Raw genomic sequence first — 24,808 nt, 5'->3', positions numbered from 1 at the left:
CGCTGAGCGGGTGCCGGTGGTACACGCCATCGGCGCGACCGCTGAGTGGGACTCTCGTTGCCTCCAGATGAGAACGAATTCTAGTGTGACGGGTATGACGCTGAACCTGGCGACCCTCTTCGAGGCCGTGGCGGCGGCCGTGCCGGACCGCCGTGCCCTCGTCTGCGGCGACCGCGGGCTGACCTTCGCCGAGCTGGACGCCCGCGCGGACGCGGTGGGCCGCCGGCTGCGCGCGGCGGGCATCGCGCCGGGCGAGCACGTGGGCCTGCACATGCTGAACAGCGCCGAGTACGTCGAGACGCTGCTCGGCTGCCTCAAGGCCCGCGCCGTGCCGGTCAACATCAACTACCGGTACACCGACCGCGAGCTGCACTACCTCTACAGCAACGCCGAGCTGACCGGCCTGGTCGTGGACGACGCGTTCGCGCCCGCCGCCGCCCGCGTCGCCGGCGACTGCCCGGACCTGCGCGCCGTCACCGTCGTCCGGACGGGCGAGACCGCCGAGAAGCCCGCGTGGCCGGCCCGGATCAGCGTCGAGGACTACTCCGCCGAGCCGGGCGAGCCCGACCCGTCCCTCCGCGAAGGCCGCAGCGCCGACGACCACTACGTCCTCTACACGGGCGGCACGACCGGGAACCCCAAGGGCGTCGTCTGGCGGCACGAGGACTTCTACTTCGCCGCGCTCAAGGGCGGGAACCCCTACGGCGACCCGCGCCTCACCGCCGGCGAACTCGCCGAGGCCGCGAAGAGCGGCTTCGAGCTCAGCTTCCTGCTCACGATGCCGCTCATGCACGGCGCCGCGTCCTACACACTGCTCATGGCGCTGTTCACCGGCTCCAAGACGATCCTGATGCGGCGCTTCGACCCGGTCGACGCGCTCCGCACGATCGACCGCGAGCAGCCCATGATCGTCGCGGTGGTCGGGGACGCGATCGCGCGCCCGCTCGCCGACGCGATCCGCGCGCACGGCGCCGAGCACGACATCTCGTCGGTGAAGGTGCTCGGCTCGGGCGGCGCGATCCTGTCGCGCAGCGTCCAGGACGAGTTCGCCGAGCTGATCCCCGGCATCCACGTCAACAACGGCTTCGGCGCGTCCGAGTCGGGCGTGGACGGCAACATCAGCGTCGGCGACGACGGCCTGATGCGCCTCGCCGCCGACTCCCGCGTCACCGTCGTGGACGCGGCCATGCGGCCCGTCGCGCCCGGCTCGGACGACGTCGGGTACGTCGCCCGCTCCGGCAACGTCCCGCTCGGCTACCACAACGACCCGGAGAAGACCGCGAAGACGTTCCCCGTCATCGACGGGAAGCGCTGGTCGATCCTCGGCGACATGGCCCGCGTCGAGGCGGACGGCACCGTCGTCGTCCTCGGCCGCGGGTCCGGCTGCATCAACACCGGCGGCGAGAAGGTCTTCCCCGAAGAGGTCGAGCAGGCGCTCAAGGCGCACCCCGCCGTGATGGACGCCCTCGTCGCCGGCGTCCCCGACGACCGCTTCGGCGAGCGCGTCGCCGCCGTCGTCGAGCTGCGCCCGGGCGCGTCCGCCACCGCCGAGGACCTGCGCGCCCACTGCCGCGAGCACCTCGCCGGCTACAAGATCCCCGCCGTGGTCACGTTCACCGACACGGTCCTGCGCTCACCGAGCGGGAAGGCCGACTACCGGTGGGCCAAGCGCGTCCTGACCCAGACCGACTGACCCAGACCGACTGACACGGGACCGGCCGACCCCGGACCGACCGACACCGATCCCGGCCCGACCGGGGCACCCGCCACGCATTCAAGGAGACACCCATGCCCGAGGCCGTCATCGTCGATGCCGTCCGGACACCGGTCGGCAAGCGCTACGGCGCCCTGTCCGGGCTGCACCCGGCGCAGCTGCTCGGGGCGACGCAGCGCGGGCTGCTCGACCGCGCCGGCGTCGACGCGGCCACGGTCGGGCAGGTCGTCGGCGGCTGCGTCACCCAGGCGGGGGAGCAGTCCAACAACGTCACCCGCAACGCCTGGCTGTACGCGGGCCTGCCCTACACGACGGCCTGCACGACCATCGACTGCGCGTGCGGCTCGTCCCAGCAGGCCGTGCACCTGATCGCCGGGCTCATCGCGGCCGGAACGATCCACACGGGCATCGGCTGCGGCGTCGAGGCGATGAGCCGGGTGTTCCTCGGGCAGGCGCTGACCCCGGAGACCGGCAGCCCCGCACCCGAGGGCTGGGACATCGACTACCCCGACCAGTTCACCGCCGCCGAGCGCATCGCGAAGAACCGCGGCGTGACCCGCGAGGCCGCCGACGCGCTCGGCCTGGCCTCGCAGGCCAAGGCGAAGGCGGCCTGGGCGGACGACCGGTTCGCCGGGCAGATCCTCCCGGTCGAGGCGCCCGTCATGACCAAGGAGGGCCCGACCGGCGAGACCGCCGTCGTCACCCGCGACCAGGGGCTCCGCGACACGACCGCCGAGGCGCTCGCCGGGCTGAAGCCGGTGCTGCCGGACGGCATCCACACCGCCGGCAACTCGTCCCAGATCAGCGACGGCGCGGCCGCCGTGCTGCTGATGTCCGCCGAGCGGGCCGCCGAGCTGGGCCTGCGCCCCCGCGCCCGGATCGTCGCGTCCGGCATGGTCGGGTCCGACCCGTACTACCACCTGGACGGGCCGATCGAGTCGACGCGGCACGTCCTGGAGCGGGCGGGCATGAAGCTGTCCGACATCGACCTCGTCGAGATCAACGAGGCGTTCGCGTCGGTCGTGCTGTCCTGGGCGTCCGTGCTCGACGCGGACATGGACAAGGTCAACGTCAACGGCGGCGCCATCGCGCTCGGCCACGCGGTCGGCTCGACCGGCGCCCGCCTCATCACGCAGGCCGTGAACGAGCTGGAACGGTCCGACAAGTCGACCGCGCTCGTCACGATGTGCGCGGGCGGCGCGCACTCCACGGCCACGATCATCGAACGGATCTGAGCAATGACCATCGGGCTGACCGAGGAGCACCGCGACCTGCGCGACGCCGTGCGCGCCTTCACCTCCCGGCAGGTGACGCCGGCCGCGGTCCGCACCAGTGTGGACGCCGGCCGCGAGAAGGCGCCGGAGTTCTGGACCGACCTCGCCGCGCAGGGCCTGCTCGGCCTCCACCTCCCCGAGGACGCCGGAGGCGCGGGCTACGGCATCGTCGAGCTGGCCGTGGTCCTGGAGGAACTGGGCCGCGCCATCACGCCGGGCCCGTTCCTGCCGACCGTCCTGTCGAGCGCCGTCCTGCACCGCGCCGGGCACACCGAGCACCTGCCGTCCCTGGCCGACGGCACGAAGACCGCCGCCCTGGGCCTGGACGCGGGCACGCTCGAACTGACCGGAACCACCCTCACCGGCAAGTCGGGCCCCATCATGGGCGCGCCCCTGGCCGACCTCCTGATCGTCCCGGCCAGGCAGGGCACCGAGACGATCTGGACGGTCCTGCCCAGAACCGCCGCCGTCGTCGACGAGCACCCGAGCCACGACCTGACCCGCCGCCTGGCCACCATCGAGGTGACCGGCGCGCTCGTCGCCGTCCTGGACATCGACGCGCGGACCGTCCGGGACCTGGCCGCGGTGCTGTTCGCGGCCGAGGCGTCCGGGCTCGCCGACTGGGCGACGGCGACCGCCGCCGACTATGCCAAGGTCCGCGAGCAGTTCGGCCGCCCCATCGGCCAGTTCCAGGGCGTCAAGCACCGCTGCGCCCGCATGCTCGCGCACGCCGAGCAGGCCCGCGCGTGCGCCTGGGACGCGGCCCGCGCGCAGGACGAACCGGCCTCCCGGGAAGCGTCCCTCGCCGCCGCCGTAGCGGGAGCGACCAGCGTCGAAGCGGCGTTCCAGACCGCCAAGGACTGCATCCAGACCCTGGGCGGCATCGGCTTCACCTGGGAGCACGACGCCAGCCTCTACCTGCGGCGCACGCAGACGCTCCGCGTCCTGCTCGGCTCCACGGCCTCGTGGCGCCGCCGCGTCGCCCGGCTGACCCTCGACGGCGTCCGCCGCGAACTGAGCGTCGAACTCCCGCCGGAGGCCGAGGAGATCCGCACCGGCATCCGCGCCGAGCTGGAACCCGCCAAGGCCCTCACCGGCAAGGAGCGCACCACCTACCTCGCCGACCGCGGCTACACCTCCCCGCACCTCCCGGCCCCGTGGGGCAAGGGCGCGGACGCCGTCACCCAGCTGGTCATCGCCGAGGAGATGCGCGCCGCCGGCCTGCGCGCCCACGACATGATCATCGGCAACTGGGTGGTGCCGACGCTGATCGCGCACGGCTCGGCGGCCCAGCACGAGCGGTTCCTGCCCGGCTCCCTGCGCGGCGACATCCGCTGGTGCCAGCTGTTCTCCGAGCCCGGCGCGGGCTCCGACCTCGCGGCGCTGTCCACCCGCGCGGAGAAGGTCGAGGGCGGCTGGAAGATCACCGGCCAGAAGGTGTGGACGTCCATGGCCCGCGAGGCCGACTGGGGCATCCTGCTCGCCCGCACGGACCCGTCCGTCCCGAAGCACCGGGGACTGTCGTACTTCCTCCTGGACATGAAGTCCCCGGGGATCGACATCCGGCCGCTCCGCGAGCTGACCGGCGACACCCTCTTCAACGAGGTGTTCCTCGACGGCGTCTTCATCCCGGACGACCTCCTCGTCGCCGCCCCCGGCGACGGCTGGAAGCTCGCCCGCACCACCCTCGCCAACGAGCGCGTGTCGCTGTCCAACGACTCGTCCCTCGGCAGCGGCGGCGAGGCCCTCCTCAAGCTCGCCAAGGACGCCGACGACGAGCGCCTGACCACCCTGGGCGGCATCCTCTGCGACGCCCAGTCCAGCAGCCTGTTCGGCCTGCGCACCACCCTGCGCACCCTCGCGGGCGGCCAGCCGGGCGCCGAGTCGAGCATCGGCAAGCTGATCGGCGTCGAGCACATCCAGCAGGTGTGGGAGACCGCCGTGGACTGGATCGGCCCCGAGGCCCTCACCGGCCGGGGCGAGGGCGGCATGGGCGACCCGACCTGGATGTTCCTGAACTCCCGCAACATGTCGATCGCGGGGGGCACCACCGACGTCCAGCTCAACATCATCGGCGAGCGCATCCTCGGCCTGCCCAGGGACGCCGCATGACGATAGACCTGCCCTCGGGCACCCGCCCCGCCGGAGTGGACGCGGCCGTCGAGGCGGCCCGCCGCGTCATCGACGCCCTCGTCCGCTCCGGCGACATGACCGACGCCGACATGGCGTCCGTCACCGACCGCCTCAACGCCGTCGCCGACGACCTGGAGGCGACGGCCCCGCCCATGGAGGACCGCCTGGTCGACATGTGGCGCGGCGACGGCATGACCCGCCACGACCCCGTCACCGGCTCGGAGAACCCGATCGCCCCACCCGTCGCCTACAGCGCCGTCGACTCCCGCACCATCGAGGGCACGGTCACGCTGGGCCTGCCCTACCAGGGCCCGCCGTCCAGCGTCCACGGCGGAGTCTCCGCGCTCCTCCTCGACCACACCCTCGGCGTGGCGAACGGCTGGGCGGGCAAGTCGGGCGTGACGGCGGAACTCACCCTCCGCTACCACCACCTGACCCCGCTCTTCGAGCCCCTGACGATCACCGCCCGCCAGACCTCGGTCGACGGCCGCAAGATCCGCACCACCGGCGAGATCAAGGCGGGCGGGAAGATCTGCGTCTCCGCCGAGGGGCTTTTCATCGCCAAACACCCACCACGCCCCCGCTGACGGAAGTCTCGGGGCATGATGGACATATGAGCGATGACGAGCGGTCCGAGAACACGGATGGCCGTTGGCGGGCACTGCCGCCGCGCGTCCACCTGGAGGACACGGTGTCCGGCCAGGAGGTCCCGCCCAAACCCCAGGTGATAGCGGACCCGAGCAGCGCGGAGGTCGACGAGGCCACCCGCTACCCGGTCTAGCCGGGGAACCCCCTCCGCCGCACGCGGAGGGGGCCTGTCAGCTGACGTCAGAACCCTTTCCATAATGGTGCTGAATGGCGTTCAGCACCTCGGGGAGTTGGTCGCGGGCCGCCGCCGATCGCAGATGGTCCAGGTAGTCGCGGGATTCGACGATCTTCCCGTCCCGGACGCGCATGACGAAGATGCCCGGGATCGTGAAGGGCTCGCCGGTCTCCACCACGACGCCTTCGTACTGGAATTCCGCCACGATGACCTCGGGATCGGTGGTCTCGTGGACGTTGATCCGGGTCGGCCGGCGCCGCAGCGTGGTGCCTTGGTACGGCTGCGGCCCGCCGCCGAAATGGGTGCGGAGTTCCTCTCGCGAAAGCATGGGAGGAGCTCCCAGCGGGTGGAACGGATGGGAGACGTCTGTCTGCTCCGCGTACAGGTCCACCACGTCCGCCCAGCGCTCTTCGCAGACGCCGTGCACGAGCTTCAGGAAGATGTCGCGAGGAGTCTCGGTCATCGGCTCACCATAACCCCGCCGCGAGGCGAGAATTGCGGACGCAGGCCCCAACAGTGTGCACAGGGCCTGCGTCCCGGCCGGTCAATCGGTGAATGGCCGATTCGCGGCGCGCAGAGCGTCCCAGGCGTCGCCCACGGGGCCGACGTGGTGGAGCTTGTCGGGGTTGTTCACCGTGCGGATCGTCTGGATCCGGCCGTCGAGGATGTCGAGGGCCCACGTGCTGAGGACCCTGCCGTCCCCGTCGCGGACGATCGCGCCCGGCTGCCCGTTCACCTCCCGCTGTTCCAGCACGGCGCCGGCCCGGACGAACCGCGAGACGGACCAGGCGAGCGCGTGGGCCACCTTCTCCAGGCCGATGATCTGGCTGCCGAGCTGCGGGGCCTTGCCGCCGGCGTCGCCGACCATCTGGACGTCGGCGGCCAGGAGTTCGCGCAGTCCCTCGACGTCCCCTTCGCGGAAGGCGTCGAGGAACCGCCCGGCGAGTTCCGTGCGCTCGGTCCGGTCGGCGGTGAACCGGGTGCGGCCCGCGTCCATGTGGCGGCGGGCCCGCACCGCGAGCTGGCGGCAGGCGGCCTCGGAGCGTCCGACGGCGGACGCGACCTCGTCGAAGCCGAACCCGAACACGTCCCGCAGCACGAAGACCGCGCGTTCGAGCGGGCTGAGCCGCTCCAGGAGCAGCAGCGCCGCCATCGACAGCGAGTCGGCCAGTTCCGCCGAGCGCTCCGGGTCCTGGTAGGGGTCGGTCAGCAGCGGCTCGGGGAACCACGGCCCGGCGTACTCCTCCCGGCGCAGCCGGGCCGACCGCAGCACATCGATCGATATCCGGGTGACCACCGCCGAGAGGAAGGACTTGGTGGACACGGGCCGAGTCGGGGAGGACGTGTACCGCAGCCAGGTCTCCTGGACCGCGTCCTCGGCCTCGCCGACACTGCCCAGGATCCGGTAGGCGATCGAGAACAGCAGCGGCCGCAGGGCCTCGAAGTCCTCCTCTCCGCCGTCCATCACCAGGCCACCGGCCCCTCTTCGGCGAAGAAGCCGGCGGTCGGCCCGTCCGCGTCCAGCGTGGCCAGGCGCACCACGGTCGCGGCGGCCTGCTCGACGGTCAGGAATCCGGTGTGGTCATTGCTGTCGGTGTCGACGAACCCCGGGGCGACGGAGTTGACCAGGACGCCGTCCTTCCGCAGCTCGTTGGCGTAGTGCACGGTCAGCGCGTTGAGCGCGGACTTGGACGGGCTGTACGCCGCCGACGGCAGCAGCGCCGCGAAGGGGCCGTCCGGGTCGCTGAGCAGGGTGAGCGACGCGGCGTGGCTGCTGACGTTCACGACGCGGGGCGCCGGTGAGCGGCGCAGCAACGGCAGCATCGCGTTCGTCACCGCGATCACCCCGAACACGTTGGTCTCGAACACGGCCCTGACCATGTCCAGGTCGACCGTACTCGGCACCTGGTCGGTGGCGTCCTCCGGGGAGACCTGGCCCGAGCCGGTGATCCCGGCGTTGTTGACCAGCACATCGAGGCGGCCGAACCGCTCCTCGATCAGGCGCGCGGCCGCCTCGGCGGTGGCCGGGTCGGTGACATCGAGGGCGACCGCGTGCACATCGCCGCCGCCGACGCCCGCCTCGCGCAGCGCGGCGGCGGCCTCCGCGCCGCGCCGCGCGTCCCTGGCACCGGCGAAGACCGTCATGCCCAGCGCGGCGAGCCGCCCGGCGACCCCGCGGCCGATCCCCTTGTTCGCCCCGGTGACCAGCGCGACCTTGCGCTCCCGGTTCTCTTCGACCTGCTCGTTCACGTCCCGCTCCTCAGCGTGTCGCCCAATGAACCCGTCTTCGAGACCCGAGACGAGACAGCCGCGCCCGCTGTGACACGCCGAGCGGAAAACCTTGCGAGACGACCTCCGCCAGTCCCCGGGGCTCAGTTGCCGGTGGCCGGGGCGCGTTCGTAGACGCTGATGTGACGCCAGCTCTCGGACGTGTACGGCTCGCCCTTCCAGCCGCCCCACCGTTCCCGCAGGCGGAGCCCCGCGAGGCGGGCCATCAGGTCGAACTCGGGCGGATGGGCCAGGCGGAGCCTGATGGGATCGAGGACGATGCCCGACGCGCTGATCCGGACATGGTTCTTGTCCAGGATCTGCGTCACCGGGTCGTACCGGCAGACGTCCAGGCCGACGCTCTCGGCGTCGATGTGCTCGGGGTCGACGAACCGGTGGCCGGGACGGGCCGGGGCGGTGGGGACGCGGCATTCGAGGACGAACGCCCCGTCGCCGTCCAGGTGCCGGGCGGCGTTCTGGAAGCAGCGGACCTGGTCGTCCTGGCCGAGGAGGTTGCCGATCGTGTTGAACACCAGGTAGACGAGCCCGTAGGTGCGCCCGGTCGTGACGCGGGACATGTCGCCCATCGTGACGTCGATCCGGTCGCCGTCCGGCTTCTCGCGCATCCGGTCGACCATGTCCGGCGACTGCTCGATGCCGTCCACCCGTACGCCGGCGGCCCGTGCCAGCGGCAGTGCGATGCGGCCGGTGCCGACGGCGAGTTCCAGCACGGGACGCCCGTTCGCGAGGCCGGCGAGGTACGCGACCGTCTCCCGCTCGTCGCCCCGGCTCTCCTCGGCGTCGTAGCGTTCGGACACGTCCTTGCCGAAGCTGGTCCGCGGGTCGAAGCCCTTCATATGCCCGTCCTTCCGTCAGGTGGTACGGGCAAGTCCACGTCGGACGGGCGTCAAGGCCAAGAGATGTAGCGTGGCGCTTAATGGTCGGCTTCGGGCCCGGCGTCGAGGGTCTCGCCGGACACGCCGTTCGCCGTGCCGCCGCTGAAGTAGCGGCGCGGGTTGTCGATGAGCATGGTGTCGATCTGGCGGTCGGAGACCCCGGCGTGGCGCAGCGCCGGAAGGACCGTGTCGTGGATGTGCGTGAACTGCCAGTGCGGAGCGAGTTCTTCCCGGACGCCGGGCGGGAACCAGTCGATGTGGCAGGAGGCGTCGTGTGAGAGCACCATCCTCTCGGCGAGCCCCTGCTCGGCGAGCTTGGCGACGGTGGTCACCCGCTGGTCGCCGGGCAGCAGGATGTCCAGGCCGAAGCGGTCCATCCCCACATAGGAGCCGTTGTCGATGAGTTCCCGGAGGTAGTCCAGGTCCGTGGTGTCGCCGCTGTGCGCGATCACCACCGCGCCGAGATCGACGCCCTCCTCGGTCAGGATCCGCTGTGCGAGCAGCCCGGTGCGTGCGGCCGGGTTGGTGTGCACGGTGATGGGTGCTCCCGTGCGCTTGTGCGTCTCGGCCACGGCCCGCAGCACCCGTTCGACTCCGGCGGTCAACTCCCCTTCGAGCGCGCATTTGAGGAAGGCGGCCTTGATCGCCGTACCCGCGATTCCCCGCGTCAGGTCCTGGACGAACAGCGAGACCATCTGCTCGTCGTTGCCCCGCGCCGTTTTCGGGCCGTTGTACTCGAAGAAGTGCGGCAGATCGTTGTAGGTGTAGATCCCGGTCGCCACGATGATGTTGATGTCGACCAGCGCGTTGACCCGGGCGACGCGCGCGACGTCGCGGCCCAGGCCGATCACCGTCGGGTCGACGATCGTGTCGACACCCGCCTGCTTCAGCGCGGTGAGCTTGCTCACCGCTTCGGCGATCCGTACGTCCTCCTGCCACAGATGCGGGTAGTTGAGCTGGATCTCCGGGTCTGTCACGAAAACGTGTTCGTGCATCAGGACCGAGTTCAGTTCGGTGACCGGCACTCGCCCGCGCACCGTCTCCACCGAGGGCTGGGGCGCCCGGTCCGGGACGGGGGTCGGACCGCCGGAGGATGGTGCGTCGGACATGGTCGTTCCCGTCGTTGATGGATGTCCTGCTCAAGGCCCGTGACCGGCCCGGGAGCAGCAGGGCCACCCGTCGGTCACTCTGAGTAGTTATAACATGACCACTTGTATCCGACGCGGGACATGGGGGGCGTGCGGAACGTGGCCGGGTGGGCGGCAGGGATCGTACGCGTGCGGTACTGGGTGCTGGCGATGACGCTGCTGGTGCTGGGGGGCGCGGCATGGGCCGGGGCCGGAGTGCACGACCGGTTGGTGATGGGCGACAACCTGCCGGTCTCCACCCGGTCGGCGCAGGCCGACCGGTGGCTGCGCGCGCACGCCGGAGCGGGCAAGCCCGACCTCGTCGTGGTGGCCGAGGTGACCGCCGGGCCGGCGGGCGCGGCGGCGGGCGGGGTCGACGACGTGCGGGCCGCGGCGGCGGGCCGGCGGCTGACGGCGGCGCTGGCCGCCGATCCCGGGGTGTCGCTGGCCAGGTCGTACTGGGCCGGCGGCGACCGCGGCCTGCGGTCCTCGGACGGCCGCAGCGCGGTGGCCATGGCGTGGCTGCGCGGCGATCTGCAGGACCGTTTGCGGACCGCCCGCCGACTGGTGCCCCGGCTGCCGCGGCATCAGGGGCCGCTGGCGGTGACGGTGGGAGGGGACTCCCAGGTCCGCGTGGAGGCGCAAAAGCGGAGCGAGCACGACCTGCGGGTGGCCGAGCTGGTGGCGCTGCCGCTGACGCTGGCGGTGCTGCTGGTGGTGTTCGGCAGTCTGGTCGCGGCGCTGATACCGCTGGCCATGGGCGCCTTCTGCCTGGTGGGTGCGATGGCGCTGCTGCGGCTGCTGAGCGAAGTGACCCCGGTGTCGGTCTATGCCCTCAACATCGCCTCGCTGATCGGGTTCGCGCTGGCGGTGGACTTCAGCCTGTTCATCGTGACCCGGTTCCGCGAGGAACTGGCCCGGCAGCGGCCCGTCCCGGAGGCGGTGCGGCACGCGATCGCGACCACGGGCCGGGCGATGGGGCTGTCGGCGGTCAGCGTGCTGGCCGCGCTGGCCGCGCTGCTCGTGATCCCCTCACCGATCGTCCGCTCGATCGCCTACGGCGGCATCGCGGTGACGGCGCTGGCGGCCCTCGCCGCGCTGGCGGTGCTGCCGGCCGCGCTGGCGGTGCTGGGCGCCGGTGTGGACCGGCTGGCGGTCCCGGGCCCGTGGAGCGCGGGGCGCCGGTCCGGGCCCGGCGCCGCCGCCCAGGGCTCCCCGTTCTGGGCGCGGCTGGCGCGGCTCGTCATGCGGCGGCCGGTGGCGGTGACCACCGCCGCGGGGGCGCTGTTGCTGCTGCTGGCCGCCCCGCTGCTGCACGTGCGGTTCGGGATCGCCGACGAGCGGATCCTGCCGCCGCAGGACCCGGCGGCCCGCGCCGGGCAGCTGATCCGCGACCGCTTCGACGCGCAGCTGCTGCCGCTCACCGTGGTGCTGCCGCATCGAGCGCACCCCGGCGACTATCCGCGGCGGCTGTCGGCCGTACCGGGGGTCGTGCGGGTGCAGGCCGCGAACGGGACCTTCGCCGGCGGCCGGCGGATCGGTGCGCCGGACGCGCGGTCGGCGCGCTACAGCGTCCCGGCCGGCACCTGGATGGCGGCCACCACCGCCGCCGCCCCCTTCGATCACGCCACCGCCGCCGTCGCCGAGCGGCTGCGCGCGGTCGCCGCCCCGGAGCGGGCGCTGGTCGGCGGGCCCGGCGCCGAACTCGCCGACACCCGCCGGCTCGTCGGCGGGCGGCTGGCCTGGATGCTGGCGATCATGGCACTGGCGACCATCGGCGTGGTCATGTGGATGACCGGCAGCCCGCTGCTGGGGCTCAAGGCGCTGCTGCTCAACGCGCTCACCCTGACCTCGACGTTCGGGGTGCTGGTGGCGGTCTTCCAGGACGGCCGTCTGCACCGGCTGGTCGGCGAGTTCACCACCACCGGGACCCTGGACGTGATCATGCCGGTCGTGGTGCTGGGCGTGGCGTTCGGGGTGTCGATGGACTACGAGATGTTCCTGCTCGCCCGCATCACCGAGGAGTACCGCCGCCACGGCGACACCCCCGCCGCGGTGATCGCGGGCCTGCACCGCACCGGTCGGCTGTTCACCTGCGCCGCAGCGGTGTTCGCACTGGTCATGGCGGCCATGGCGACCTCCTCGGTGGTGCTGGTGAAGATGGTCGCCGTGGGGGTGCTGACGGCGGTCGTGGTGGACGCCACCCTCGTGCGCGCCCTGCTGGTCCCGGGAATCATGAGGCTGGCCGGCCGCGCGAACTGGTGGTCGCCCTGGCGAGCGTCACCGATTGCCCGCCGGCCGGCCGCCGCCCCGGCCTCTGCCCCGACCGCCGCCCCCGCCGCCTCGGCCGCTCCCGCGATCAGAACTGATACTTCCCTTTGAGGAGCTTGAGGGTGTCGGCGAGGCCCTCCATGTGCTCCTTGCTGTGCCTGAGATTCGGGATGATGCGCAGAAGGGCCTTGCCTCTCTCCGCGGCGGGGTAGCGGAAGACCGAGACGAGGTATCCGTGTTCCTGGAGCTCGCAGCGCACCACTTCGGCGACACGTTCGTCGCCGACGTGAATCGAGATGATGTAGCTGGGGTTGTCGTTGAGGTCGCAGCCCACGCTGATGAGCTGCTCACGGAACCACGCCACCATGCTCAAATAGTCATCGACGCGCTGCCGATCTTCCCGCGAGCGTCCGATGATGTGGGCGATGGTGCTGGCGGTGGGCGGCTGCAGCGCCGCGGTGAACATGGACGTCCCGGAGAAGTACTCGATCACCTTGGCCGCGTCCGCGGGACCGGCGATCGCGCCGCCCACCATGCCGATCGCCTTGGTGAACGAGGTCATGACGAACGTGGCCTGCGACAGCTTCCGGAACTCGTCCGTGTAAGGCCCCGTTTCGTGGTCGTAGACCATGAAGCCGTTCGCGTCATCGACATAGCTGACCGCGTCGTACTCCGCGCAGAGGTCGGTGATGGCGCCGATCGGCGCGACGCTGCCGTCGCCGGAGTACACGCTCTGGAAACCGACGATCACACGCTTGCCCTGGTGGCGCGCCAGGAGTGTGCGGAGCCGCTCGACGTCGTTATGGCCGAACGAGAACAGCTGCCTGCCGGGCTGCATTTTCTCCACGGCCTTCCACATCGACCAGTGGCAGGCGCGGTCCATGAGGAAGACGACATCACTGAAATCGGCGGTGATCGTGGAGGTGACCTGGATCTTCGACGTCATCGCGTGCACGAAGCCCACGGTGGCGAGCATTCCGGAGGCGAAGGTGATGGCACTTTCCTTGCCGTAGATCTCGCAGACCTGCCGCTCGATCTCGCGCAGCGGCCGGGAGATCGCCTGGGCCCGTGAGCCGCCGTTCGCCAGCCCGTAGGTCCTCGCGGCGTCGGTGAAGTGGGCCACCACGTCCTCGTCGTGCTGCCAGCCGAGAAAATCGACGCATCTGAAGTTGATGAACCGGCGCCCGGCGATATGGACGACGGTTCCGTTGGCTCCGTCGATGGCGGGCACGTCGGCCGGCATCAGGCCCGCCTCCCGCACCATCCGCACCCCGTCGGAGAATCCCCACTTCGCCAACGCCCGACTTGAGTCCCGCAAGGCCGCACTCCCTTATACTCGTCACATGGGGCCGCGATTATCTCCGCGCCCTGATAATTGCCGAGCAGCGACAATTATCCCGTCGTGATAATTGCGCTGCGTGATCAAGTTATCACACAGAGTGATCACTCGCCGGAGGCTCGGCGGGCACGGGCGGATGTAGCGTGGGGCTTAATGATCAGCTTCGAGCTCGGGGTCGAAGACCTCGCGGACACCCGGTTCGCGCTGTCGCCGCTGGACGAGACGTGCCTGAGCCTGCGCGTCCTCCGCGAGCCCGGTCTCCAGCCCCTGCATCTGCCGTGGCGCCGGGCGGCGCTCGCCCGGCTCGACCCGGACGACGTCCGCCTGCTGACCTCCCTCGTCGGGACGAGGCTGGCCATCCCCGACTTCCTGGGACCACGCCCCACGACGTTCGCGCCGCGCTTCGAGGACCAGCTGTCCCTCGTCCGGCGGACGCCCCCTGGGAAGGTCCGCAGGGACATGGAGGCTGCCCTCGTCAAGGCGACGCCCCCGGACGACGCCTCAGCCGCCCGGCTCCGCGACGACGCCTGCGACGTGCTGCTGCGCTACTGGCGGACGGCGGTCGAGCCAGTCTGGCCGCAGATGCGGCTGGTGCTGGAGGCCGACATGACGTACCGGGCGCGGCAGCTGGCCGTGGGCGGCGCCCGCCTGCTGTTCGCCGACATGCACCCGAACCTGACCTGGCGGGACGGGGTGCTCTCCATCGACAAGATGATCGGACGGCACCACGTCCAGGCGTCCGGGCGCGGCCTGCTCCTCATGCCGGCGGTGTTCGCCCACAAGCCCGCCCCGCCCGTCCATCCCGACGAGCCGCCCAGCCTGTCCTATCCGTGCCGCGGCGCCGCCACCCTGTGGACACCGGCCCCGGCCCCCGACACCACCGCCCTGTCGGCGCTCCTCGGCGTGCGCCGCGCCGAGCTGCTGGCCGTCCTCGACGAGCCGCTGCCCACGATCGAACTCGCGCGCCGCCTGAAGGTGACCCCCAGCGCCGTCTCGCAGCACCTGCGGATCCTGCATGACGCGGGGCTGCTCACCCGCGCGCGGGACGGCCGGCACGTCCTGTACCGCCGCAGCCCCCTCGGCGACCAGCTCGCGGCCCCGCACCTCAGCAGGTGAGGACGAGCCGCCGCCCAGGGCCGGCGGGGGCCGTCCAAGCCTCCTCGACGTCCCGCAACGGCACCGGCACCGGGTTCGCGCTCAAAGCGCCCGAGGTGATCTCCGCCGCGAGCGACGGCAGCTCCGCGAGGATGCCGCACGTGGACACCGACCCCTGGCCGCTCCCCAGGATGCTCACGTTCGCGGCGCGCAGCAGGAACGACGGCAGGGTGATGTCCGAGCCCGTCCACGTCGTCCAGGCCGAGCGCCTCGGAGGCTCCGAGCGCCTTCAGCGGGCCGAGGCGCTCCGGATCGCGGCCCGCGCCGATCACCCGGCCCGCGCCGAGGCGTCCGGCGATCTGGACGGCGAGCCGCCCCGCGTTCCCCGTGGCGCCCAGCACCAGCACGCTCTGCCCGGCCCGGAAGTCGACGCGCCGGCGCAGCGCCACCCACGACGACATGCCGGGGTTCATCGCGGCGGCGATGGCGACTGCGTCGCTCCCGGGCGGCAGCTTCAGCGCGCGGCGCCGGTCGATCACCGTCCGCTCGGCCATCGAGCCGAACGCGGCACCCTGGCGGCCCTCGCGTCCCGCGTCGCGGGAGCCGGCGTCAGTACTGGAAGTCGCGGGGCCGCTGCTGGAGGCTGACCCAGTGGTCGGTGGTGAACTCCTCCACGACCCAGTCGCCGCCGAAGCGCCCCAGCCCGGACGCCTTCTCGCCGCCGAACGCGATGTGGACGTCGTCGTTCACGGTGGTGTCGTTGACGTGGGTCATCCCCGCCTGCACCCGGAGCGCGAAGTTCAGGCCCCGGTCCCGGTCACCGGAGTAGACGCCGCTCGACAGCCCGTACTCGGTGTCGTTCGCCAGGTGGAGGGCGTGGTCCTCGTCGTCCGCCTTGATGATGGTCGCGACGGGCCCGAAGACCTCCTCGGCCGCCGTGGCCACCGTGTTGTCGCCAAGGAGCACCTGCGGCGGAAGCACCTGCCCCGTGGGCCCCACCGGGTCACCGCCCAGCAGCAGCTCCGCGCCGTCCGCGACGGCCTGCGACACCTTCCCCCTGATCGAGTCGAGCTGCTTCGCGTTGATGACGGGCCCCAGCTGCGTCCCGTCGTCGCGCGGGTCGCCGTAGCGCAGTGAGGCGGCGGCGGAGACGAACAGATCGACGAAGGCGTCGTGGACGGCGGCGTCCACGATGATCCGGTTGGTCGCCATGCACACCTGGCCCATGTGGAAGTAGCTCCCGTACAGGGCACCCGCCACCGCCTGCTCCAGGTCGGCGTCGTCCAGCACCACCAGCGGGCCGTTGCCGCCCAGTTCGAGCGCGAGCCTCTTCAGCCCGGCCTTCGCGGCGATGCCCCGTCCGACCGGCGTGGACCCGGTGAAAGAGACCACCCGCGGGACGTCGTGCTCCACGATCGCGTCGCCGATGTCGCCGCCCTTGCCGATGACCACGCTCAGCAGGCCCGGCGGCAGCCCCGCCTCCTCGTAGACCTTGGCCAGGAACAGCCCGCCCGTGACCGGGGTGTCGCCCGCCGGCTTCAGGACGACCGCGTTGCCCAGTGCCAGCGCGGGCGCCACGGAGCGGTTCGACAGCTGGACGGGGAAGTTCCACGGGCTGATCACCGCCACCACGCCCGCCGCCTGCCGGTAGACGCGGTTCTCCTTGTCCGGGACGTCCGAGCCCGTGCCCATGAAGGTGTTGATCCGGTCGGCCTGCTCGGCGGCCTTCTGCGTGACGGCGCGCACCAGCGCCAGCTCCATCCCGGCCCTGCCCCGCGTCGCCCCGGCCTCGCGCTGCAGCCAGCCGGCCAGCTCGTCCTCCCGGTCGGCGAGGATCCGCGCCGCGTTCGCCATGACCTCGGCGCGTTCGGCGGCGGGCCGCGCCGCCCAGGCCGGCTGCGCGTCGCGCGCCGCCCGGTACGCCTCGTCGAGGTCGTCCGCACCGGCCAGGGGGATCTCCGTCAGCACGTCCCCGGTGTAGGGGTCGGTGTCCTCGCGGCCGCCGCCCGCCCGGCCGGCCCGCCACTCGCCCGCGATGGGCATCCGGTCGAACCCCGTGTAGACGTCGAGCATCGTTCCCCCCGCCATGGTGTGCCTCCTCGCATCCGCTCGCGGTCCTTCTGCCCTTGCCCGGACGGGCCCGTCCACACCGCCCGCCCGGCAAAAACAACCCCTCGCCCCGGCGATGTCACATTCCGGGCGGCCGTTCCGTCTGCACGGGTGAAGGCACGGACACAGCCCAGTTGGAGGAATCATGAGCGCGCCCATCCTGGTCACCGGCGGAACGGGCACGATCGGACGGCAGGTCGTCCCGCTGCTGCGCGACGCCGGCGCCGACCTCCGGGTGCTGAGCCGGCGGACCCGCGAGCCCGCCGACGGCGTCGAGTACGTGACCGGCGACCTGTTCAAGAACGAGGGCATCGAGGCCGCTCTGGACGGCGTCGAGACCCTTCTGCACCTGGCGGGCGGCAACAAGGGCGATGAGGTCGTCGCGCGGAACCTCATGTGGGCCGCGGCCAACACGGAGGTGGAGCACGTGGTGCTGATCTCGGTGATCGCCGCCGACCGCGTTCCGCTCTCCTGGATGCGGACCCAGGTGGAGACGGAGCAGGCCGTGATCGACTCGGGCGTCCCGTACACGATCCTGCGCGCCGCCCAGTTCCACGACCTGGTGCTGAAGGTCGTGGAGAGCATGGCCAAGCTGCCGGTCGTCCCGATCCCGGGCGGGCTCCGGTTCCAGCCGGTCGACACGCGGGACGTCGCCGCGCGGCTCGTCGAGCTGACGTTCGGCACCCCGTCCGGACGCGTCCCCGACCTGGCCGGGCCCGAGGTCTACGGGATGGGCGACCTCGTCCGCGGGTACCTGGAGGCGCGCGGCAAGCGCCGCCTGACGATGCCCGTCCGCATCCCGGGCAAGGCCGGGCGCGCCTACCGCGCCGGCGACAACCTCAGCCTGGACGGCGCCGACCGGGGCACCCGCACCTGGGAGGACTTCCTGGGCGAGCGCCTCGGCCGCACCGCCAAGACCCTCACCGGTGCCCGAGCAAGCTGAGCGCGCCCAGCGAGACGGCGCCGACCAGCACCGTCGACAGGAGGCCGAGGAGGAGGCCGCGCCGTCCCGTCCGCAGCAGCGCGCCGACGCGGACGGACGTCCCGAGCCCGAACATCGCGGCCGCGAGCAGCACCGTCGAGACCTCCTTGGCCCCTGTCACGACCGCGCCGGGCACGACACCGGCGCTGCGGACCAGCAGCATCACCAGGAACCCGGCGACGAACAGCGGCACGATCGGCGGACGCCTCCCGTCCACCGCGCCGCCGGCGCGGCGCTCGATGATGCCCATCCCCGCCACCATGGGCGCGAGCAGCACCACCCGGGTCAGCTTCACGATCACGGCGGTGCCCACGGCCGCCGCGCCGGCGGGGGACGCGGCGGCGACGACCTGCGCGACCTCGTGGACGCTCAGCCCCGCCCACATGCCGACGGTCTCCGGGTCCAGCCCCAGCACGTGCGAGCCGAGGAACGGGACGACGGCGATGGCGGCGCTGCCGTAGATCGTCACGAGCGTGACGGCGGTCGCGACGTCCTCCTTCTCGCTGCGGGCGACGCCGTCCATCGCCACGATCGCCGAGGCGCCGCAGATCGAGAACCCGGTGGCGACCATCAGCCCCAGGCCGCGCGACACCCCGGTCAGCCGGCCGAGGGCGAGCGTGCCGGTGAAGGCCAGCAGCACCGTGGCGACGACCACGGTGAGCATCCCCGGCCCGAGCCGCAGCACCTCCGCGAGGCTGAGCTGGAGGCCGAGGAACACCACCCCCGCGCGGAGGAGCGCGCGGGTCGCCCACTGGAGGCCCTGCGCGGTCACCGCGGGCAGCGCCCCGCCGACCAGCACCCCGGCGAGCACCGCGACGGTGAGCGCGCTCAGCGCGGGGACGAGCCGGTTGACCGCCATCGCCACGCCCGCGCCGCCCGCCGCCACCGCCAGGCCCGGCGCCGCCCGCTCCCACCATGACCGTGCCCGCCCGCTGCGGACCGCTTCCAGAACGCTCATGGATCCGAGGCTTGCGCGCACTCCGCCGTCCCGGTACCGGGCGGTTCGGCCTCACGTCATAGCCTGGGGGCATGACCCCCGAGCCCGACATCGAGTCGCTGCGGCTGCTGGTACTGGTCGCCGAGCGGGGCAGCCTCACGGCCGCCGCCGGGGAGCTGCGGATCAGCCAGCCGTCGGCGAGCAAGCGGCTGTCCCGGCTGGAACGCCGCCTCGGTGTCCGGCTCGTCGACCGGACCCGGCGCGGCTCGTCCCTCACCCCCGCCGGGACGGCGGTCACGGGCTGGGCGCAGCGCGTCCTGGACGCCCTGGCCGCGCTCGGCGCCGGCGTCGAGGCGCTGCGCCGCGAGCACACCGGCAACCTGACCGTCGCGGCCAGCCTCACCGTCGCCGAGCACCTGCTGCCCGCCTGGATCGGGGAGCTGCGCCGCGCCGACCCCGACCTGCACGTCGGCATGCGGGTGACGAACTCGGCGCACGTCTGCGAGCTGGCGCGCGACGGCGCGGCCGACATCGGCTTCATCGAGTCGCCGGGCCGCCCGGCGGGGCTGCGGTCGCGGACCGTCGCGCGGGACCGGCTCGTCCTCGTCGCGCCGCCCGGCCACCGCTGGACGCGCCGCACGCGGCCCGTCCCGGCCGCCGAGGTCGCCGCGACCCCGCTGATCAGCCGGGAGGCGGGTTCGGGCACCCGGCAGGCTGCCCGCCAGGCGATGGCCGCCCAGGGCCTGGACCTCGTCCCGCCGCTGCTGGAGTTCGGCTCCAGCACCGCCGTGCGCAACGCGGTCGTCGCCGGCGCGGGCCCCGCCCTGATCAGCGACCTGGTCGTCGGCGCCGACCTCGCCGCCGGCGCCCTCGCCGAGATCCCCGTCGACGGCCTGGCGCTGGAACGCTCCCTGCGCGCCGTCTGGCGCACCGGCACCACCCCCTCCGGCCCGGCCGCCGCCCTCCTCGCCATCACCCGCCGCGGTAGCCGCTAGCGCGGCAATCGGTCAGTCGCGCCAGCCCGCCGGGTTCCTACAAGATTCGCGGGAGATGCCCGAACCGGTGTCCGGGAAGTCGCCGAAGCGCTCCCGGTGCAGGTGCGCGAACAGGTAGCACATCGCCTCGCAGTCGGCGTCCTCGATGGCGATGCGCGGGTCGGCGGCCACCGCCGTGTAGAACTCGCGGCCGAGCGCGACGATGAAGCCGCGCGCGTACAGGAACCCGTCGTCGGACCCGTCGGTGACCTCGTGGACGTCCGAGCGGTCGATGTCGTGGAGCATGCGCTCCGCCACCCGGTCGAGGTCGGTCAGCTCCGCCGAGCCGAGGTCGCGGGCGAGCCCGCGGAGGCCCTCGACGAACGCGTCGAGGGCCTTCTCGACCGCCGTGTACTCCGGCATCTCGTAGCCGACCACGTCGGGGTCGCGGGTGGCGAGCGCCCTGCGCGCCTCGTCGACGCCCAGCGGCGCCCACGCCGCCTCGATCAGATCCCAGAACCGCTGTTCGTCCACGATGTCCTCCTCCTGCCGGTGGTACGCATTCGACCAGTGGCCACCGACAGAAGGGGGGCGCTCAGGAGATGTCGTCCTCGACCTGCTTGCGGAGGACCTTGCCCGTGGCGTTGCGGGGGAGCGGGTCGGTGGTGATGTGCCAGCGGGTCGGGACCTTGAAGTAGGCGAGCCGCTCCTGGGCGAACGCCGCCAGCTCCTCGGGCGAGGGCGGCGCGTCGGCGAACACCACGACCGCCGCGACCTCCTGGCCGAGGTCGGTGTGCGGGACGCCGATGACGATGCACTCCCGCGCGCCCGGGTACTCGGCGAGGACGTTCTCGATCTCGGCGGGGTAGACGTTCTCGCCGCCGCGGATGATCAGGTCGGAGCGGCGGGTGGTGAGCCGGATCCGGCCCTGCTCCAGCACGCCGATGTCGCCGGTGTGCATCCAGCGGTCGCCGTCGAAGGCGCGGGCGGTGGCCTCCTCGTCCCGCCAGTAGCCGATCATGTTGTAGGCGCTGCGGACGCAGACCTCGCCCTCGGTGCCCTCCGGCAGCGGCTTGTTGTCGGGGTCGCGGATCTCCACCTGGACGCCGATCGTGGGGCGGCCGAGCGTCCCGGGCGCCTCGGCGAGGTCGGCCGGGGTGGCGGTGGAGATGCCGGTGCACGACTCGGTGAGCCCGTAGCTGTCCACGAGGCCGCCCTTGGCGGGCGGGAAGACGGCCTGGAGCCGCTCCTTGAAGGCGATCGAGGACGGTGCCGTGGCCAGCGAGAACGCGCTGAGCGAGGACAGGTCGTACTTCGCCAGGTCGCCGTGCTCGATCATGCGGTGCGCCATGGTGGGGACGGCGCCCCAGTTCGTGACGCGCTCCCTCTCGACCAGGCCGAGCACCTTGTCGACGTCGAAGCCGCCCTCGTGCATGATCACGGCGGTGCCGGTGGCGAGCCGCGGGACGGCGAGGTTGTGCAGGCAGGCGATGTGGAACAGCGGCAGCGCCAGCAGGTAGCGGCGCTTGGACGGGTCGTCCCCGAACGACTTCAACATCGCGTCGTTGAACCGGTGGTACTCGATCACCGACGTGAGGTTGCGGTGCGAGTGGACGGCGCCCTTGGGCCGTCCCGACGTGCCGCTCGTGTAGAGGATGACGGCCGGGTCGTCCTCGGCGACGTCCGGGACGTCGAGCGCGGCGTCCGGGTAGCGGCGCATCAGGGACGGGACGTCCTTCTCGATCGTCAGCACGTCCTCGGAGATCAGCGCGGCGCGCTTGGCGTCGGCGATGACGACCTTCGGGTCGGTGTGGCCGAGCGCGTACTCGATCTCGCGGGGCGCCCACCAGGCGTTGTAGCCGACCGCGACGGCGCCGGCGGCGATCGTCGCCCAGAAGGAGATGATCCACTCGGGGCTGTTCGCGGCGTTGATCGCGATGCGGTCGCCGGGCCGCACGCCGAGGTCGTCCCGCAGCGCCTTGGCCATGGACGCGACGGCGGCGGCGTGCTCGGCGAAGGTCAGCCGGCGGTCGGCGGTCACGATGTAGTCCCGGTCGCCGTACTCCGCCGACCGGGCCAGCACCTCACCGAGGCCGCGGGCGCGGTTGGCGAACACGGGCAGCCGCGCGCCCAGCACCTCCTCTTCCCGGAGCTCGAACTCGCCACCGGGACCGGTCAGCTGCCGGATGATCTCCATCGGACCCCTCCTCCTCGCCGGGACGGCCCATTGTGGGCTGCGGCACACCGGCTCCACCAGGGCATTCCGCTCAGCGGGACGGTCACGGACCGTTCCATCCTGAACTCATTCCCGCTCAGCGGGACTGGAGCTTTTACGTGCGCCGCGTCACATCACCATGACCGCACCAGGACTGAGCAGACCGGACCGACCGGGGCGGACCCGACGGACCGGGCTGGGCGCGCAAGCAGGACTGAGCGGGAGAACCACATGGGAAGCCTCAGCGACAAGGTCGCGATCGTGACCGGAGCGGGACAGGGCGTCGGGCAGGGCATCGCGCTCGCGCTGGCGTCGGAGGGCGCGGCGGTGGCCGTACTCGGCCGCACCGCGGCCAAACTGGACGCGACCTGCGGGCTGATCCGGGAACGCGGCGCGAAGGCGGAGCCCTTCGTGTGCGACGTCGCGGACACCGAGGCGATCCCCGGCGTGGTGGAGCGGGTCGCCGCCGCGTTCGGCGGCGTCGACATCCTGGTCAACAACGCCTACTCGGGGTCCTACGGCCCGCTGCTGGAGATGAGCGACGCCAAGTTCCAGAAGGGCTTCGTCACCGGCCCGTTCGCGGCGTTCGCGTTCATGAGGGCGTGCCATCCGCACATGAAGGCGCGCGGCGGCGGCAGCATCGTCAACCTGGTCACCTCCGCCATGGTCCGCTGGGACCCGGCCACGTACGGCGCCTACGCGGCGGCCAAGCAGGCCCTGCGCTCGCTGACCCGGACGGTCGCCGCCGAATGGGGCCCGGACGGCATCCGCGCCAACAACATCGCCCCGCACGCCCTGTCGCCGGGGCTGAAGTGGTGGGCGGAGAACAACCCCGAGGCGGCCGAGGAGTTCCGCAAGACGATCCCGCTCGGCTACATCGGCGACTGCGAGGACGACATCGGCAAGGCCGTCGTCGCGCTCGTCCAGCCGGCGATGCGCTACCTGACCGGGGCGACGATCCCGCTGGACGGCGGCCAGGCCAACTTCGGCTGACCACGGGATCCGGACACCCGCTTCACCCCACCGCGGTTCGCCGCACCCGACAACACCCGCAGTTCCCTCTGAAGCTCGGCGTGCCGCAGTGCCGCAGTGCCGTAGTGGCGCAGCGCGGCAGTGCCGCCGGGCCGGATCTCCCTACCCGAGAACCCCGTCCCCCGCCTGCCCGAAACACCACTTGCCGCCTCGGCGGCCGGTGAAAGGAGTACGACCTATGAAGGTCGACAAGATCGGACGCCTCGCAGCGGGCGCCCTCGCGGTGGCGCTCGTCACCGCGTCCTGTTCCAGCGAGCGTTCGGGCACCGACGGCGTGTCCGGCGGCGGCGACTCCGGCGGCGCGACCGCCGCCGCGAGCAAGACGTTCGGGACGCTGGCGTCCCCGTGCGGCCCCGGCGACGCCAAGGGCAAGACCGACCAGGGCATCACCGACGACGCCATCACGATCGGCTTCGGCGACGACCGCGGCTTCGCGTCCGCGCCGGGCCTGTCCAAGGAGATGGGCGACGCCGTCTCGGCGATGATCGACTGGTGCAACCAGCAGGGCGGCATCAACGGGCGCAAGATCAAGGGCAACCAGTACGACGCCGCCTACGCGCAGTCCGCGAAGGTGATGCAGGAGTCCTGCAAGCAGGACTTCATGCTCGTCGGGCAGGGCTTCGCGATGGACGAGGCCGCCGAGCAGTACCGGGTGGCGTGCAAGCTGCCGACGGTCGCCGGCTACACCGTCGGCCCGAACGCCGCGATGGGCCCGATGAAGTACGAGGCCGTCCCGTACCCGGTCGACATGATGAACATCGGCGGGCTCCGCCTCGCGGAGAAGCTGTTCCCCGACTTCAAGGAGAAGACGGACCTGCTGCTGTCGACCTCCCCGGCGGTCAGCACCGGCACCGGCAAGATCGCCGGCGCGATGAAGGAGATCGGCATCAAGCCGCTGGAGTGCGGCGTGCGGCTGAACGACGCCGGCGAGAGCAGCTACATGCCGTTCGCCGAGAAGATCAAGAAGTGCGGGGCGGGCTACCTGTGGTCGTCCGACTCGCCCGACCCCGGCCAGTTCAGCCTGCTGGAGTCGATCGAGCGCGCCGGCGCGGAGCCGAAGTACGTGTTCGAGGCGACCTGGTACAGCACGATGGTGTCGAAGTGGAACACCTCGGGCGCCGGTGACAACCTGCACGTCGGCATGATCTTCCAGCCGTTCGAGAACGCGGACAAGGTCCCCGCGGTCAAGCAGTACACGGACATCGTCAACGCCAAGCAGGGGAAGGTCGCGCTGCTCGGCATGCAGGCCACCTCCGCGTTCCTGCTGTGGGCGCAGTCCGCGCAGAAGTGCGGCTCCGACCTCACCCGGCAGTGCGTGATCAACGAGCTGTCGAAGGTGCACGAGTGGACGGGCGGCGGCCTGCACGCGCCGACCGACCCGGGCAACAACAAGCCGGCGTCCTGCTCGCTGATGGTCAAGCTCAACAAGACCAAGTACGAGCAGGTCTACCCGAAGAACGTCGGCGAGTTCGAGTGCGGCCCCGAGTTCGTCGTGAAGACCGACCCGAAGGCCTCGGGCGTGCAGCTGAACGGCGACCGGATCTCGACGAAGTTCCTGACCGACGACGTCATCAAGCCCCAGTCCTCCTGATCCGAACCCGCCGGAGGCGGTGACCCAC

Annotated in this window: 22 protein-coding genes; 11 read left to right on the top strand and 11 right to left on the bottom strand. The window is 72.2% G+C overall.

Annotation, left to right across the window (positions count from 1 at the left end; genetic code table 11):
• The first annotated feature begins 94 nt into the window (after positions 1 to 94).
• The 5 genes from HUT06_RS34395 to HUT06_RS34375 all read left to right on the top strand — a co-directional run bounded on the left by HUT06_RS34395 (position 95) and on the right by HUT06_RS34375 (position 5,902).
• On the top strand, positions 95 to 1,693 hold the full coding sequence (locus HUT06_RS34395) for an acyl-CoA synthetase (RefSeq protein WP_176199524.1): 1,599 nt from the start codon (positions 95 to 97) through the stop codon (positions 1,691 to 1,693).
• A 95-nt stretch (positions 1,694 to 1,788) separates the two neighbouring features.
• Positions 1,789 to 2,949, top strand: coding sequence for a steroid 3-ketoacyl-CoA thiolase (locus HUT06_RS34390; protein WP_176199523.1), 1,161 nt, complete (start codon positions 1,789 to 1,791; stop codon positions 2,947 to 2,949).
• Positions 2,950 to 2,952: 3 nt separating this feature from the next.
• Positions 2,953 to 5,100 (top strand): acyl-CoA dehydrogenase, encoded by a 2,148-nt coding sequence (locus HUT06_RS34385; protein ID WP_176199522.1) that lies wholly within the window; start codon positions 2,953 to 2,955, stop codon positions 5,098 to 5,100.
• On the top strand, positions 5,097 to 5,708 hold the full coding sequence (locus tag HUT06_RS34380) for a PaaI family thioesterase (RefSeq protein WP_176199521.1): 612 nt from the start codon (positions 5,097 to 5,099) through the stop codon (positions 5,706 to 5,708). Before HUT06_RS34385 ends, HUT06_RS34380 begins: the two co-directional genes overlap by 4 nt.
• A 26-nt stretch (positions 5,709 to 5,734) precedes the next feature.
• Positions 5,735 to 5,902 (top strand): hypothetical protein, encoded by a 168-nt coding sequence (locus HUT06_RS34375; protein ID WP_176199520.1) that lies wholly within the window; start codon positions 5,735 to 5,737, stop codon positions 5,900 to 5,902.
• 37 nt (positions 5,903 to 5,939) lie between these two features.
• Here the strand turns inward: HUT06_RS34375 and HUT06_RS34370 are convergent, their stop codons facing one another.
• The 5 genes from HUT06_RS34370 to HUT06_RS34350 all read right to left on the bottom strand — a co-directional run bounded on the left by HUT06_RS34370 (position 5,940) and on the right by HUT06_RS34350 (position 10,217).
• Complete coding sequence (locus HUT06_RS34370; protein ID WP_176199519.1) at positions 5,940 to 6,407, bottom strand: nuclear transport factor 2 family protein; 468 nt, start codon at positions 6,405 to 6,407, stop codon at positions 5,940 to 5,942.
• Positions 6,408 to 6,488: 81 nt separating this feature from the next.
• Positions 6,489 to 7,409 (bottom strand): RNA polymerase sigma-70 factor, encoded by a 921-nt coding sequence (locus tag HUT06_RS34365; RefSeq protein WP_176199518.1) that lies wholly within the window; start codon positions 7,407 to 7,409, stop codon positions 6,489 to 6,491.
• Positions 7,409 to 8,194, bottom strand: a complete 786-nt coding sequence (locus tag HUT06_RS34360) for an SDR family NAD(P)-dependent oxidoreductase (RefSeq protein ID WP_176199517.1) — start codon at positions 8,192 to 8,194, stop codon at positions 7,409 to 7,411. The genes HUT06_RS34365 and HUT06_RS34360 overlap by 1 nt, the downstream gene beginning before the upstream one ends.
• Positions 8,195 to 8,316: 122 nt before the next feature.
• Entirely contained in the window at positions 8,317 to 9,069 is a 753-nt protein-coding gene (locus tag HUT06_RS34355; RefSeq protein ID WP_176199516.1) for a class I SAM-dependent methyltransferase, read from the bottom strand.
• Between the two features lie 77 nt (positions 9,070 to 9,146).
• On the bottom strand, positions 9,147 to 10,217 hold the full coding sequence (locus HUT06_RS34350; RefSeq protein ID WP_176199515.1) for a phosphotriesterase: 1,071 nt from the start codon (positions 10,215 to 10,217) through the stop codon (positions 9,147 to 9,149).
• Positions 10,218 to 10,385: 168 nt separating this feature from the next.
• On the opposite strand from HUT06_RS34350, the gene HUT06_RS34345 reads away from it, so the two are divergent.
• Entirely contained in the window at positions 10,386 to 12,617 is a 2,232-nt protein-coding gene (locus tag HUT06_RS34345; protein WP_176199514.1) for an MMPL family transporter, read from the top strand.
• Here the strand turns inward: HUT06_RS34345 and HUT06_RS34340 are convergent.
• Complete coding sequence (locus HUT06_RS34340) at positions 12,595 to 13,803, bottom strand: pyridoxal phosphate-dependent aminotransferase family protein (protein WP_176199513.1); 1,209 nt, start codon at positions 13,801 to 13,803, stop codon at positions 12,595 to 12,597. The two genes, HUT06_RS34345 and HUT06_RS34340, sit on opposite strands and share 23 nt — an antisense overlap.
• 195 nt (positions 13,804 to 13,998) lie before the next feature.
• Here HUT06_RS34340 and HUT06_RS34335 point away from each other — a divergent pair, with 195 nt between their 5' ends.
• On the top strand, positions 13,999 to 14,961 hold the full coding sequence (locus HUT06_RS34335) for an ArsR family transcriptional regulator (protein WP_176199512.1): 963 nt from the start codon (positions 13,999 to 14,001) through the stop codon (positions 14,959 to 14,961).
• Here HUT06_RS34335 and HUT06_RS34330 read toward each other — a convergent pair.
• Positions 14,951 to 15,139 (bottom strand): hypothetical protein, encoded by a 189-nt coding sequence (locus tag HUT06_RS34330; RefSeq protein ID WP_176199511.1) that lies wholly within the window; start codon positions 15,137 to 15,139, stop codon positions 14,951 to 14,953. The two genes, HUT06_RS34335 and HUT06_RS34330, sit on opposite strands and share 11 nt — an antisense overlap.
• A 410-nt stretch (positions 15,140 to 15,549) precedes the next feature.
• Positions 15,550 to 17,028: an aldehyde dehydrogenase family protein gene (locus HUT06_RS34325; RefSeq protein WP_176199510.1), complete on the bottom strand. Its 1,479-nt coding sequence runs from the start codon at positions 17,026 to 17,028 to the stop codon at positions 15,550 to 15,552.
• A 166-nt stretch (positions 17,029 to 17,194) separates the two neighbouring features.
• Here HUT06_RS34325 and HUT06_RS34320 point away from each other — a divergent pair, with 166 nt between their 5' ends.
• Positions 17,195 to 17,992 (top strand): SDR family oxidoreductase, encoded by a 798-nt coding sequence (locus tag HUT06_RS34320; protein WP_176199509.1) that lies wholly within the window; start codon positions 17,195 to 17,197, stop codon positions 17,990 to 17,992.
• Here HUT06_RS34320 and HUT06_RS34315 read toward each other — a convergent pair.
• A complete protein-coding gene (locus tag HUT06_RS34315) occupies positions 17,970 to 18,989 on the bottom strand; it encodes a YeiH family protein (protein WP_176199508.1) in 1,020 nt (339 codons plus the stop codon). The genes HUT06_RS34320 and HUT06_RS34315 overlap by 23 nt on opposite strands.
• A gap of 71 nt (positions 18,990 to 19,060) precedes the next feature.
• Between HUT06_RS34315 and HUT06_RS34310 the strand changes: the two genes are divergently transcribed.
• On the top strand, positions 19,061 to 19,963 hold the full coding sequence (locus HUT06_RS34310; protein WP_176199507.1) for a LysR family transcriptional regulator: 903 nt from the start codon (positions 19,061 to 19,063) through the stop codon (positions 19,961 to 19,963).
• A 12-nt stretch (positions 19,964 to 19,975) separates the two neighbouring features.
• On the opposite strand, the gene HUT06_RS34305 is transcribed toward HUT06_RS34310, so the two are convergent.
• Positions 19,976 to 20,476, bottom strand: a complete 501-nt coding sequence (locus HUT06_RS34305) for a DUF4240 domain-containing protein (RefSeq protein WP_254715530.1) — start codon at positions 20,474 to 20,476, stop codon at positions 19,976 to 19,978.
• Positions 20,477 to 20,537: 61 nt separating this feature from the next.
• A complete protein-coding gene (locus HUT06_RS34300) occupies positions 20,538 to 22,139 on the bottom strand; it encodes a class I adenylate-forming enzyme family protein (protein WP_176199506.1) in 1,602 nt (533 codons plus the stop codon).
• A gap of 249 nt (positions 22,140 to 22,388) precedes the next feature.
• On the opposite strand from HUT06_RS34300, the gene HUT06_RS34295 reads away from it, so the two are divergent.
• Both HUT06_RS34295 and HUT06_RS34290 read left to right on the top strand, forming a co-directional pair.
• A complete protein-coding gene (locus HUT06_RS34295; protein WP_176199505.1) occupies positions 22,389 to 23,150 on the top strand; it encodes an SDR family NAD(P)-dependent oxidoreductase in 762 nt (253 codons plus the stop codon).
• Positions 23,151 to 23,367: 217 nt separating this feature from the next.
• Complete coding sequence (locus HUT06_RS34290) at positions 23,368 to 24,780, top strand: ABC transporter substrate-binding protein (protein ID WP_176199504.1); 1,413 nt, start codon at positions 23,368 to 23,370, stop codon at positions 24,778 to 24,780.
• The last annotated feature ends 28 nt before the right edge of the window (positions 24,781 to 24,808 follow it).

Origin of the sequence: Actinomadura sp. NAK00032 (genome assembly GCF_013364275.1) — a bacterium.
Classification (GTDB): domain Bacteria; phylum Actinomycetota; class Actinomycetes; order Streptosporangiales; family Streptosporangiaceae; genus Spirillospora.
The sequence above is the reverse complement of the archived record's forward strand: the minus strand, read 5'-3'. Positions and strand labels throughout refer to the sequence as shown.

Coding starts and splice junctions, on each gene's coding strand:
- HUT06_RS34315 (WP_176199508.1), bottom strand. CDS start 18,989: ATGAGCGTTCTGGAAGCGGTCCGCAGCGGGCGGGCACGGTCATGGTGG.
- HUT06_RS34385 (WP_176199522.1), top strand. CDS start 2,953: ATGACCATCGGGCTGACCGAGGAGCACCGCGACCTGCGCGACGCCGTG.
- HUT06_RS34390 (WP_176199523.1), top strand. CDS start 1,789: ATGCCCGAGGCCGTCATCGTCGATGCCGTCCGGACACCGGTCGGCAAG.
- HUT06_RS34320 (WP_176199509.1), top strand. CDS start 17,195: ATGAGCGCGCCCATCCTGGTCACCGGCGGAACGGGCACGATCGGACGG.
- HUT06_RS34290 (WP_176199504.1), top strand. CDS start 23,368: ATGAAGGTCGACAAGATCGGACGCCTCGCAGCGGGCGCCCTCGCGGTG.
- HUT06_RS34325 (WP_176199510.1), bottom strand. CDS start 17,028: ATGGCGGGGGGAACGATGCTCGACGTCTACACGGGGTTCGACCGGATG.
- HUT06_RS34365 (WP_176199518.1), bottom strand. CDS start 7,409: ATGGACGGCGGAGAGGAGGACTTCGAGGCCCTGCGGCCGCTGCTGTTC.
- HUT06_RS34350 (WP_176199515.1), bottom strand. CDS start 10,217: ATGTCCGACGCACCATCCTCCGGCGGTCCGACCCCCGTCCCGGACCGG.
- HUT06_RS34375 (WP_176199520.1), top strand. CDS start 5,735: ATGAGCGATGACGAGCGGTCCGAGAACACGGATGGCCGTTGGCGGGCA.
- HUT06_RS34300 (WP_176199506.1), bottom strand. CDS start 22,139: ATGGAGATCATCCGGCAGCTGACCGGTCCCGGTGGCGAGTTCGAGCTC.
- HUT06_RS34310 (WP_176199507.1), top strand. CDS start 19,061: ATGACCCCCGAGCCCGACATCGAGTCGCTGCGGCTGCTGGTACTGGTC.
- HUT06_RS34355 (WP_176199516.1), bottom strand. CDS start 9,069: ATGAAGGGCTTCGACCCGCGGACCAGCTTCGGCAAGGACGTGTCCGAA.
- HUT06_RS34395 (WP_176199524.1), top strand. CDS start 95: ATGACGCTGAACCTGGCGACCCTCTTCGAGGCCGTGGCGGCGGCCGTG.
- HUT06_RS34380 (WP_176199521.1), top strand. CDS start 5,097: ATGACGATAGACCTGCCCTCGGGCACCCGCCCCGCCGGAGTGGACGCG.
- HUT06_RS34295 (WP_176199505.1), top strand. CDS start 22,389: ATGGGAAGCCTCAGCGACAAGGTCGCGATCGTGACCGGAGCGGGACAG.
- HUT06_RS34370 (WP_176199519.1), bottom strand. CDS start 6,407: ATGACCGAGACTCCTCGCGACATCTTCCTGAAGCTCGTGCACGGCGTC.
- HUT06_RS34335 (WP_176199512.1), top strand. CDS start 13,999: ATGATCAGCTTCGAGCTCGGGGTCGAAGACCTCGCGGACACCCGGTTC.